General features: G+C 43.2%; 9 protein-coding genes and 1 pseudogene. 5 read left to right on the top strand and 5 right to left on the bottom strand.

Features of this window, described 5'->3' with window-relative positions:
* Positions 1–234: 234 nt before the first annotated feature.
* Both CKO50_RS23790 and CKO50_RS20115 read left to right on the top strand, forming a co-directional pair.
* Positions 235–569: pseudogene (locus CKO50_RS23790) on the top strand (ISAs1 family transposase); the annotation flags it as partial.
* A 161-nt stretch (positions 570–730) separates the two neighbouring features.
* Positions 731–1,933, top strand: coding sequence for an aromatic amino acid transport family protein (locus tag CKO50_RS20115; RefSeq protein ID WP_176474718.1), 1,203 nt, complete (start codon positions 731–733; stop codon positions 1,931–1,933).
* 33 nt (positions 1,934–1,966) lie between these two features.
* Here the strand turns inward: CKO50_RS20115 and CKO50_RS20110 are convergent, their stop codons facing one another.
* From CKO50_RS20110 to pomA, 3 genes are all read right to left on the bottom strand, one after another.
* Positions 1,967–2,473, bottom strand: a complete 507-nt coding sequence (locus CKO50_RS20110) for a hypothetical protein (RefSeq protein WP_095729601.1) — start codon at positions 2,471–2,473, stop codon at positions 1,967–1,969.
* 585 nt (positions 2,474–3,058) lie between these two features.
* Complete coding sequence (locus CKO50_RS20105; RefSeq protein ID WP_095729600.1) at positions 3,059–3,988, bottom strand: flagellar motor protein MotB; 930 nt, start codon at positions 3,986–3,988, stop codon at positions 3,059–3,061.
* A gap of 2 nt (positions 3,989–3,990) precedes the next feature.
* Complete coding sequence (gene pomA, locus CKO50_RS20100) at positions 3,991–4,758, bottom strand: flagellar motor protein PomA (protein ID WP_010372079.1); 768 nt, start codon at positions 4,756–4,758, stop codon at positions 3,991–3,993.
* Positions 4,759–4,992: 234 nt separating this feature from the next.
* Between pomA and xseB the strand changes: the two genes are divergently transcribed.
* The 3 genes from xseB to dxs all read left to right on the top strand — a co-directional run bounded on the left by xseB (position 4,993) and on the right by dxs (position 8,167).
* Entirely contained in the window at positions 4,993–5,232 is a 240-nt protein-coding gene (gene xseB / locus CKO50_RS20095; RefSeq protein ID WP_010372081.1) for an exodeoxyribonuclease VII small subunit, read from the top strand.
* Positions 5,232–6,131 (top strand): (2E,6E)-farnesyl diphosphate synthase, encoded by a 900-nt coding sequence (gene ispA, locus CKO50_RS20090; RefSeq protein WP_095729599.1) that lies wholly within the window; start codon positions 5,232–5,234, stop codon positions 6,129–6,131. The genes xseB and ispA overlap by 1 nt, the downstream gene beginning before the upstream one ends.
* 164 nt (positions 6,132–6,295) lie before the next feature.
* Positions 6,296–8,167 carry a 1-deoxy-D-xylulose-5-phosphate synthase gene (dxs, locus tag CKO50_RS20085; protein ID WP_095729598.1) on the top strand — a complete coding sequence of 624 codons (1,872 nt, stop codon included), beginning with the start codon at positions 6,296–6,298 and terminating at the stop codon, positions 8,165–8,167.
* Between the two features lie 94 nt (positions 8,168–8,261).
* On the opposite strand, the gene CKO50_RS20080 is transcribed toward dxs, so the two are convergent.
* A complete protein-coding gene (locus CKO50_RS20080) occupies positions 8,262–11,342 on the bottom strand; it encodes a ligand-binding sensor domain-containing diguanylate cyclase (RefSeq protein WP_095729597.1) in 3,081 nt (1,026 codons plus the stop codon).
* A gap of 24 nt (positions 11,343–11,366) precedes the next feature.
* Positions 11,367–11,849, bottom strand: coding sequence for a phosphatidylglycerophosphatase A (locus CKO50_RS20075; protein WP_095729596.1), 483 nt, complete (start codon positions 11,847–11,849; stop codon positions 11,367–11,369).
* Between the last annotated feature and the right edge of the window lie 5 nt (positions 11,850–11,854).

Below are 11,854 nucleotides of genomic sequence, written 5' to 3'. Positions count from 1 at the left end.
TTTAGGGTAGTAAGATCGTTTAGATCTTCAAGTAATTCAATAAATTAAATTGGTTTCAGGGGCGACTAATTGCTAACGGACCATTGGGGTTCTTCTTGCTGCTTACCTATTAATAAACGACTCCAGCTGCATTTGCATGCAATTGAACAAACAACGTCGCCGTTATAGGCCTAGCTACATGAGTAATTCGATGAATCGCATTACAGTCCAGAAGGTAGGCATCACCCTTTTTTGCTAGTCGCAGTCGAAAGACACAGTAAGTCCGGCTCAACAACAAGAATAGACACGCACTTTTACATTGCTTCTGTCGAGCCAGATGCACAGATGTTGCAAAAAGCGATCCGCCATCATTGGCGCATAGAAAACCAACAGCATTGGGTGTTGGATGTCGTGTTTAAGGAAGACACTGCCAAATCAGTGAGCCAATTTCGGCGGAAAACATGGTGCTGTTCAGGCGGGTTGTTCGCAATCTAGTAAAACAACACACAGGCCGTAAAGATTCGATACGTGGCAAGTGTGTTCGGGCCAGTTTTGACAGTGAATTCAGGGCCGAGCTTATCTTCGGTTAAAGGTCGTTAACAAAGTATGCTCTCACCCTGCGTAAGCGGTGCTTTTATTTCTGTAATAAATAAAATACAACCGCACCCAACTTACATACCGATTTACTATTTCAATTCATCGCTATTCGTTATATCTTGCCCGCCATCATAATAATAATTTGGGGCATGTCGTGCTTAAAAATAAAACTCTGGGCAGCATGCTGATTGTAGCAGGTACTACAATTGGCGCGGGTATGCTCGCCCTCCCTATTGCATCCGCAGGACTTGGCTTTTCTACCGCCATTGTGTTACTCGCAATCACATGGCTGTTAATGACTTACACCGCATTACTGATGTTGGAAGTACATCAGTACGCAGATCAAGACGCAACACTAAATACACTGGCGAAAAACTTACTTGGTAAAACGGGGCAGTATGTCGCAAACTTTTCAATGGTATTTTTGTTTTATGCATTATGTGCAGCTTATATCGCAGGTGGTGGCGCACAGCTTCAAACCAAGCTTGTTGGTATGATGGGCGACGGAATAACCCCTCAACTAGGCTCTGTACTGCTTGCTGTTATCATAGCAACCATAGTGACATTAGGCACAAGTACCGTCGACAAGCTTAACCAGTTACTATTTACCATTAAAGTTATCGTGCTCGCGAGTTTGTTTTTTATCCTGACTCCCTATGTTCATGGCCAACATCTTATCGATATGCCAGTGGAGCAAGGACTTGTTATTGCGGCAATTCCTGTAATTTTCACTTCATTTGGGTTTCATGGCTCAATCCCATCAATCGTTAAGTACGTGGGCGTAGATATCCGCCAATTACGTAAAGTAATGATGTTTGGTGCTTCCCTCCCGCTTATCATCTATGTATTTTGGCAACTACTAAGCCAAGGTGTTATGGGTCAAGAGAGCTTAATGGCAAGTGAGGGACTACCGGGTTTTGTCACCAGTATTTCGTCTATTGCACACAACGACAACGTACAATTATTTGTGACGGTTTTTGCAGATCTTGCTCTCGCGACTTCATTCTTAGGTGTGAGTCTCGGCTTATTTGACTTTTTTGCAGATGCCTTTAAACAGCAAGATACCAAGAAAGACCGTGTAAAAACGGCGTTCATTACCTTTTTACCACCGCTAGGGTTTGCCCTTTTTTATCCCAAAGGTTTTATCATGGCACTGGGGTATGCGGCAATTGCGCTCGTGGTGTTAGCGGTATTTCTACCAGTTGCTATGGTATGGAAACAGAGAAAAGTTAGAGGTAATGATGGATATCAGGTTAAAGGTGGTACGCTTGGACTAGGACTTGCCGCCATTTTTGGTGTGATGATCATCACCTCTCAGCTAATGCAAATGGCTGGCCTTATTCCTAGTTTAGGGTAATGATGATTTCGATAGCTGGCCGAGGACTCTCAGCTAGCTTTCACCTTTTCTACAATAGCTTACTTCTTCTCCGTTGTGCTTAAGCTTCCAAAACATAATTATTGGAGCAAAAGCCAAGCACAAAGTCACCACATTGGTGATGGGTATGATAGTTGCGTATAAATAGGTCGAATAACTCAAATCCATTAAATGGTAATCAGTTAATCTAAACAGTTGTAAAATAGGTGCGGGTAAAACAACGAGCTGGGCTAATATACTCTGCCACATATACATTTTATCTTTTACAGCCCAATACGCAACAATCCCCATAAATAGGATATCATTTAAGGCCCAGTATACGTAACGGATGACTTGGTGCTCATCAATAGAGCGAACAAAGTCGCTCGAGAACGTACCCACTATATAAAAAATAGCTACAAGTAACGAATACCTTAGCGCTTTTTTATCTCTTAGTACAAAACAGAGGAAAGCAGAAAGCAAAGCAATCCAAACACTATTTTGTGCGAAGAATATACGAATAGGTTCCCAAGCTTCTAGCATAGTCAGACGCTATTCAGGCTTTTTTTCTACAGAGCCATCATCAGCATCACCACCATCACCATTACCGCCTGGTAGTTTAAAGTTTTGAGGTTTTTTTATTGAAATCATTCTATTTTTCCTTATAAGTAGAACCAAACGGAACAATAGCGAATTCACGGATAAAAAGCAACGAACTGTAATGCTAAGTTAACCGAATACAAACTCTATTTAAGCAGTAAAACATAATGCCATCAGCGTATAAAGTGAAGCTATCTACAACAAGCAAGGTAACAGAACACAAAAGTAAAATAGCAATAAACACTCACTGCCAAACAAGCAATTGAACGATGCTACTTATACAACCTGATACTCAATCAAACAAAAAGGGAAGCTTGACTGTAGCCTCCCTCTGCTATGTTTTATGTGCTTTATTAACTAGCGAGTTGGTCTGAAACCCCAGCCCCAAGGATGAGAATTCTCATCGTCACCCTCACCATTGCCATCAGGTATTCTTGCATTTAAAACAGCCATAGTTTTCACCTTAGACTTACTTGAATTACTGAGTTTGACTCTAAATAAGTTTTTTAATTTGGCAATAAACTGTAATTAATTTTCTCGAACCCCAATGGGGTCAGACTCTTTAGCTTTACCCTGTAAAATAGAAATTTCAACGCGTCTATTACGGCGTCTATCAGCATCGCTGTCATTGGGAACAAGCGGTCTGGTGTCTGCGTGTCCAACCACGACCATTCTGTTCTTATCAAAACCACGAACGCGTTCCATCACAGTTGCGACGGCCACAGCTCGAGTTGCCGATAAGTCCCAGTTGTTCGAATAAAGCTCGTTCGTCACTCTAAAATCGTCGGTATGACCCGACACTGTGATTTCCCCAGGAACATCTTTCAGTAACTCTGCAATTTCTTCAACCACAGGCTCAAATTTAGGCTGCAAAAATGCACTACCTGCAGGGAAAGAGCCATTCTCCTGAATACGTATAATGATTTGCTGCCCTAGAGATTCAAGCTCAATCGCACCATCCATAATTTGCTTTTCTAGCTGCTGTGCAATCTTTTTCACAAGCTCATTAACTTGTTCTTGATCTGCGGATGCTATTGCTTGCGTTGACGCCATTTCTTGAGCTGTACTGGCTGATTCACCACCACGCTTATTGCCCCGCTGCTCTTGCCGACCACCCGCAGACGATTCATCACCGGCTTGGAACTCTAGCATTTGCTGCGTCATTTCCACGGTTTGCTGTTGGATAGTTTCAATTGGCGTGGGCTCTGGCTTACCTGGGGTAAATTCCATCGCAATCACGCTGGTACCTTTTGGGATATCCTTTACTTCAATTTTGTTTTGCACACCGAAAGCAAATTTCATCGACCCGGCAATTTGCTTAAATTTCAGCACGTCCATTTCTGAAAAAGCCAACAGTAATACGAAAAAGCACATCAGTAATGACATCAAATCAGCAAATGTCCCCATCCAAGCCGGAAGACCCGGAGGGGGACATTTACATTCTTTCTCGTCTGACATGGTTATTCCTCAGCCTCTGCGCCACGTTTAGACTCAGGCAAATAATTTTTCAAAATACCTTCAATGACTTTCGGGTTTTGGCCATCTTGAATACCTAAGATTGCATCTAAGATAAGGCGCTGGTTTCGTTCTTCTTCATCTTTACGAAGCTCAAGCTTTACCTGAATTGGGATCGCAACCACATTAGCTAAGAACGCACCATACAAAGTTGTCAAAAGTGCAACAGCCATAGCAGGCCCAATTGCTTTTGGGTCATCCATGTTAGATAGCATAGCTACCAAGCCTATGAGTGTTCCGATCATCCCCATCGCAGGCGCAATATCAGCGAGGGATTTAAATAAACCCGCGCCTAGTTCATGTCTTGAAGACGTCAGAGAAATATCTTTTTGCAGTGTAGCACGCACAACATCAGCGTCATGACCATCGACTAGCATATCGACGCCTTTGCGCATAAACTGATTGGGAATTTCAGCTTCTTCTAACGCTAAGAAACCACCTTTACGCGCAGAATCAGCAAGCTCAACGGCTTTTTCAATCAGCTCTTCAGGGGTTTCGATCTTAAACATGAAGGCCTTACCAGCCACTTTACCAATGCCGAAAAATTGTCCAAGCGTAAAATTAGACAACACGATAAAAATTGAGCCACCAAATACGATAACGACGGAAGGCGTGTTATAGAACATAGCGATCTGGCCATCACTACTTAGTACCATCGACATTACAATCAAACCTATGGCACCCAGAATCCCTATTACCGTTGCTAAATCCACATGTCCTCCGGGGGAAGTTATTTGTGATAAATCACGCAGTTATTATTGTTTGAGTTATCGGCAAGTTTCTCTACAACTTAACACTATTATATTAAAAAGTGTTTAAAATGCGAGTTTATAGCAGATCTTGTAATGCCGATACTCCGTCAGATCAAAAAGTCTCTGGTTTTTTTGACCTTGGCGCGCAATCCCCCTAAAATTGCCACACTTTTACTTTACGGGTCAGCGTGACATATGGCGGTAAAAAAACCTGATAACTTGAGCTTTGAAGAGGCCATGCAAGAGTTGGAACAAATCGTTGCAGACATGGAAAACGGTAGCTTACCTCTAGATCAAGCACTTAAGCAATTTGAGCGTGGGATAAAACTCGCAAAAGCTTCAAACCAAAAACTTCAGCAAGCTGAGCAGCAGGTCGCTATTTTAATGGGCGAAGATGAACAAGCACAATTACAGCCATTTGAAAACGAAGCCTAATGTCAGCGAAATTACAAGAAAAACTCCTGTCTGCTAAGACGCGTGTAGAAACCACCGTTTTACACTATTTTGATAATGTGCTTGATACTGAAGAGAATATCAAAGCCGCAACACGCTACAGTATAGAAAATGGTGGTAAACGCTTGCGACCATTTTTGGTGTACTGCACTGGTGAATTATTTGCTGCGGCTCCCGAAGACTTAGACAAGGCTGCTGCCGCAATTGAGTGTGTTCATAGCTATTCGCTAGTGCACGATGATTTACCCGCGATGGATGATGATGAACTTAGACGCGGCCGTCCAACTTGTCATATTCAATTCGATGAAGCGACAGCTATTTTGGCTGGTGACGCTCTGCAAACGCTGGCTTTTGAGCTGTTAAGTGAGCATCAATTCGCAGTAAACCACCATGCACAAATAAAAATGATTTCCGCGCTAGCTAAGGCATCGGGTCTACAGGGTATGGTTGGTGGCCAAGCACTTGATATAGCTGCGACTGATCGTTCAATTACCATAGATGAGCTTGAACGTATCCATAAGCTAAAAACAGGTGCACTGTTAAGCTGTGCTGTGGAGCTTGGGATCTTATGCGGCAACCCAGAGCGAGTTACCGAGCAAGCATGTAATGCAATCCGCACTTATGGTCGTGCAATAGGTCTTGCATTCCAAGTCAGAGATGACATTCTTGATGTAGAAGGTGACACGGCAGTGCTTGGTAAGCCACAAGGCTCTGACATAGAACATAATAAGTCTACCTACCCTGCACTGTTAGGTTTAGAGCAAGCAAAAGAAAAAGCCGAACAATTGATAGATGAAGCACTTGATGCGCTTACAAAAATAGATGGTGACACAGAAATACTTGCAGATTTAGCAAAATACATCATAGATCGAGAATATTAAGCTGACGTATAAAATAACTACGCCAAGCTAAGAAAATGTTCACAAGTACTTTGTAAACGCTGGCTAACATAATATCATGGCCAGTTAGTGAAGAATTTTAATAATTATGAAGTGAACCACGTGAGGAATTGCGCTGAGATTCACTTAGGACTCTGATAAAAACCATGAAACTTGATAGTAGCAAGTATCCCTTACTCGCGTTAATTGACGAGCCAAGTCAACTCCGTCAATTACCCCAGCACAAGTTAACCGCCTTCAGTGATGAGCTTCGCGAGTATTTGCTGAACTCAGTCTCTCAAAGTAGCGGTCATTTTGCCTCCGGCTTAGGCACTGTAGAACTTACCGTAGCGTTGCATTATGTGTATAACACACCAAGCGACAGGCTCGTTTGGGATGTAGGTCATCAAGCCTATCCACACAAGCTACTGACAGGTAGAAGAGATAGAATGCATACTATCCGTCAAAAAGATGGTCTGCACCCTTTTCCTTATAGAGAAGAAAGTGAATACGATACGTTTAGTGTTGGCCACTCTAGTACCTCTATATCAGCAGCACTTGGTATGGCTATCGCAGCCGAAAAAGAAGGGATCGGACGCAAGACCGTTGCCGTTATTGGTGATGGTGCAATGACCGCTGGCATGGCGTTTGAAGCCATGAACCACGCTGGGGACATCAATCCAGATATGTTGGTGATCTTAAACGACAATGAAATGTCTATCTCGGAAAACGTTGGTGCGCTCACCAATCATTTTGCGAAGATCCTCTCTGGTAGCTTTTACACCAATATTCGAGAAGGCAGCAAAAAATTGCTGTCTGGCGTGCCTCCGGTTAAAGAGCTTGCAGGCCGTATGGAAGAGCATTTAAAAGGGATGATAATTCCGGGCACCTTCTTTGAAGAGCTAGGTTTTAACTACATTGGGCCAATTGACGGGCATAACGTAGATACTTTAGTAGATACGCTGCGTAATATGCGCAACCTAAAAGGTCCTCAACTGTTGCATGTTAAAACCCAAAAAGGGAAAGGCTATAAACCAGCAGAAGCAGATCCTATTGGTTATCATGCAGTGCCAAAGTTCGATCCAAGCGTGCATAGCTTACCCAAATCAAAACCCAGCGCACCGACCTTTTCAAAGGTATTCGGAGATTGGCTATGCGATATGGCAGCGCAAGATAATAAGTTGATGGCTATCACGCCAGCAATGCGGGAAGGCTCAGGCATGGTACGCTTTTCTAAAGAGTACCCTACTCAATATTTTGACGTTGCCATTGCTGAGCAACATGCTGTGACACTGGCAGCGGGTTTTGCTTGTGAAGACCTCAACCCAGTGGTTGCAATCTATTCTAGCTTCTTACAACGTGCATACGACCAACTCATTCATGATGTCGCACTACAAAATCTGCCAGTGCTGTTTGCTATTGATCGTGCCGGTGTCGTTGGTGCGGATGGTGAGACGCACCAAGGCGCATACGACTTAAGTTTCTTGCGCTGTATCCCTAACATGGTGATCATGGCACCAAGCGACCTTAATGAGTGCCGCCAAATGCTCTACACAGGTCACCGTTTAGATAGGCCAGCAGCGGTAAGATACCCTAGAGGCAGTGCTGGAAGCGCAGAGATTAATGCAGAAATGAACGAACTAGAAATTGGTAAGGGCAAGGTAGTAAGAAAAGGTGAAAAGCTGGCTATTTTAAGCTTTGGTACATTGCTTGAAAACGCTCAATCCGTTGCAAAAGAGCTAAATGCCACACTAGTTGATATGCGCTTTGTAAAACCTTTAGACACGGCTCTTATCGAGGAGTTAGTAGTAACTCACGAGCGCTTTGTAACACTTGAAGACAATGCGATTTCTGGTGGTGCAGGCTCTGCAGTGAGCGAATACCTATTAGCCCAAGGTCATCTAAAGCCAATCAAACTACTTGGCCTACCTGATGAGTTTATCAAGCATGGCTCGCAAACTGAGATCCACGCCGAACTAGGTTTAAGCAGCGAAGGAATAAGTCAGCAAATTAAGGCTTGGCTAAATCCACAGTCTTGACTCTGTGAGCTGTTCTAAAAAAGGCTTCCACATGGAAGCCTTTTTATGCTCTTGTTCTGAAATGCGTTTACAGTTTAAAAGTTAGTGCCGAGCTTTACCTCATCCACACTCTTACTTCCGCAAGTCCATTGCTTTGCAGAAGTTGTAGCTGAGACTCTATGTTCGCGCTTTGCTCAAATTCGAATGCATCCAATTGATCGTCAAAGATGATTGTCGCAGCACCATCACCGCCACGTTGTTTGACCTGATGTAATGCGATATCAGCTAGGTTCACAGATGATTCCCAACCAATGACCTTACCACCCAGTAGTGGCAACGGGTAATATGACCACCCCATCGACACCGTCAATTTAGTTGTTTTACCATTCGGTAAACGGTAATCCGTTTCAGCAATCGCCTTACATAAGTCGCTGACATACTCTTCGATATAGTCTCTGCTAAAGTCACGCAGTAGCAATAGGAATTCATCGCCGCTCCAACGGACGACATAATCAGAACCTTGCGTTCGTGTATTGAGTAACGTCGCTAATTGTTGCAAACAACTATCACCGCCAATTGGACCATAAGAATCATTAATTTTGCTAAAATCATCAATGTTCATGATCATCAATACCAAACTCTTATTTTGAGCCTGTAATGACTGTGCATTGCGCTGATAATGCTCGACATCTTTTGGTAGCTGATCAAAGAGGAAGCGACGACTACGTAGCCCCGTCAATTCATCTGAGTGACTTACAAGCTTAAGTTGAGTATTGACTTGATTAAGCTTTTCGTTGGCTTTTCTGAGTTCTGTCGTACGTTCTGCTATCAACGCTTCTAGCGCGGCTTGCTTCCTTCTTTCTTGTGCTCTAAATACCCAGAAAATGAGATAGAACATAAATATAAACGCACAAGTGATAAACAGTCTAAAGTAAATCGTCTCATCAAAACGGCGCGGTAACATAATGGATAAGTTAAGCACCTTCGCCTGCTCCCAATCTTGCCCTTGGCGCTTCACTTCTAAAACAAAGGTGAAGTTGCCCGGTGGCAAATTGGTATAAATTGCTTCGCGGCGTGACTGAGCATCACGCCATTGCGTATCGTGCCCTTTAAGCTTGTATCTAAATTCAATGCTATGCGGCGCGTAAAAATCGATTGCTGTATAATTAATGGTTAGATCACGCTCAGATGTATCAAGCTGGATCACTTGATTTAATGATTCTGTACTAAATACTCTATCGTGGGTAGACAATGACTCTAGTCTTGGCAATAAATCTCCGCCACCAAAAAGCTGGACATTTTTAGGGATCTCAACAACACCTTGTAAACTGGGGTAAAAAATAGCAGATTCGGTTTCAACCACAGCATCATGCCCAAGTCCTGAACAACATTGGCTTGGTCTGCCATCAAGTTGCCTATCGAATGGGCTTATTACTTGTTCAACCTGCAAACTATCTATAACGTGACCAAATTGCGCGACGGGCATGCGATATACCCCTTTCATCGTGCTCACCCAGATGAGCTGATTGCTCTTGTCATAATGCAGTGAAAATATCGATCCGTAAGGCAATCCATTTGAAGCATCAAGCTGGTACCAATCACCATCTGAAGTACGATAGAATAACCCATCGTTGAGGGAGCCAACTAAAGTCGTCACGGTATCCAAATGCAAAATACTGGTGATATAAGCGGTATCCAATGACGTTTGAGAACCAATTTTTTCGATCCCCTTATCATTGTAACGATAAGCTCCTTTGTTTGTACCAATGAAACCGTATCTAGGGAAGTCTTCAACAAAAGTGACGAATTGGCTACCGAGAAAGGCATTATAGGCAAACGGTGTTATCCCCTTGTAATCAAGACGATACAAACCTCTCCCTGTACCAAACCACATTCCCCCTCGGTTTGAAGGGCTTAGTGAAAAGACTGGATTCTGTCTGAGCTCTCGCTCAGTTAATTTTTGTAGTGTGCCATTTTCGTAGATAAGTGCACCACGGTCTGTCCCAAGAATGAGTTTTTCGCCAATAAACTCCAAGTCGTGTATCACGGAACGATTTAACTGCGCACTAGTTAGCACGGGTTGATAACTATCATTCAATCCCATAATGCCAAGCCCCTCACGACTAGCAACCCATAACTGACCAGAGGGTCCCTGTGTGATGGCTGAAATTGCTTGGTTTACTCTAGGACCAATATGGTGCCGCTCCACTTTTCCTGAGTGGGCCAGCCACAAGCCTTCATTTAAACTGGCAAGCCAGATATTATTATCTTTGTCCATAAAGATATCTGCAAACCAGATACTTTGATCCAACTGAATTGGCTCGACAGCTTGCCAAACACCATTATTCTGTCGATATAACAGCCGACCATAAGTAGAGACCCATAGCCCGCCTTCCTTATCATTTAGAAACTTATATACGGCATTGTTACCTGCATCTTGATAACGGCGTAGTACTTCGTCAATATCTAGAAAATACGCCCCCAGCTCTGATGCTAAGAACAACTTACCATCGACCCAAGCTAAGTCATGTATAATGGTTTGCGCTAACTGCTCAGGTAGTGAAACCTTACTCGCCAGCTCAAGCCTAACGCCATCACCGTTGCGATTGCTTGATTCACTGATTTTAAGTAGGTGACGTTCATTCACTAGCCAAATACCATCAGGCACCAATGCCATTTTAGTCACAGAACCTACGATTTGGTTTATTTGAGTCACATCTAACGTACTTTGTTCGATGTTATTGGCGGCTAACGTCAGCTTTTTCGCAGAAACATAATACAGACCATTCGCAGCAATCCAGATCCCGCCATCTTCATCTTGCAAGATATCCCGTACAGGCCCCTGCAGATCGAAACGCCGAGCTTCTAAGGTTTGGGGATTAAGTCTTAACAATCCTCGACGCGTGCCAACCCAGAGCATGCCAAATCGATCCACCACCAATTTATTAATGGCATTGCTATTTAAAAATTCGGTATTTTGGGTGTTGAAGTTTTGGAATTGATGACCATCAAACTGACTTAAGCCAAACTGAGTTCCGAGCCAAATGTAGCCCTGATTGTCTTGAACAACACTCTTAACGCTTTGTGACGGTAATCCACTTTGGATATTCCACTGTTTAACTACGTAATCATCTATCGCCGCAAAACTCGTAATTGGTAGCAGCAAAGTGAAAATGAAAAACAATAGCCTTGTCATCTCGATTCCATCACATCAGCACAGTTAGACTAAAATGCCAGTTTTAAACAAAGCTTGCACGCAAATCAATGAAAAAATGCCAGCTAATACATCATCTAGCATAATCCCAGAGCCACCGTGCAAACGTTTATCGAGCCATCTTATCGGACCCGGTTTCAAAATATCGAAAAAGCGGAACAAAATAAAGCCAACGATTAATGACTGCCAGCTAAGTGCCGCCCCTATCATGGTAATATAAAAGCCTGCCACTTCATCCCAGACAATGGCTGGATGGTCATGAACATTAACATCGCCCGCTGTTTTACCACACACCCAAATCCCAAATAATGTCATGGCAATCGCAACAAGACATTGCAGCCAAATTGGTGCACCTTGGGTTGCAAAAATAAACGGTAATGCGGCGAAGGTACCGAAAGTACCTGGTGCTTTTTTCGCTAAACCAAGACCAAACCCGAGTGCAAAGAATTGATGCGGCTTCTTTAAATTAAATACATACTGCTTAGCCAAACCAA

Source organism: Pseudoalteromonas sp. HM-SA03 (assembly GCF_002289345.1).
Classification (GTDB): domain Bacteria; phylum Pseudomonadota; class Gammaproteobacteria; order Enterobacterales; family Alteromonadaceae; genus Pseudoalteromonas.
This window is presented reverse-complemented; position numbering and strand designations above follow the sequence as displayed.

What these genes read in the sequence shown, in the direction of transcription:
- CKO50_RS20110 (WP_095729601.1), bottom strand. Translation starts at nt 2,473, where the DNA reads ATGCTAGAAGCTTGGGAACCTATTCGTATATTCTTCGCACAAAATAGT.
- CKO50_RS20105 (WP_095729600.1), bottom strand. Translation starts at nt 3,988, where the DNA reads ATGTCAGACGAGAAAGAATGTAAATGTCCCCCTCCGGGTCTTCCGGCT.
- xseB (WP_010372081.1), top strand. Translation starts at nt 4,993, where the DNA reads ATGGCGGTAAAAAAACCTGATAACTTGAGCTTTGAAGAGGCCATGCAA.
- ispA (WP_095729599.1), top strand. Translation starts at nt 5,232, where the DNA reads ATGTCAGCGAAATTACAAGAAAAACTCCTGTCTGCTAAGACGCGTGTA.
- dxs (WP_095729598.1), top strand. Translation starts at nt 6,296, where the DNA reads ATGAAACTTGATAGTAGCAAGTATCCCTTACTCGCGTTAATTGACGAG.
- CKO50_RS20080 (WP_095729597.1), bottom strand. Translation starts at nt 11,342, where the DNA reads ATGACAAGGCTATTGTTTTTCATTTTCACTTTGCTGCTACCAATTACG.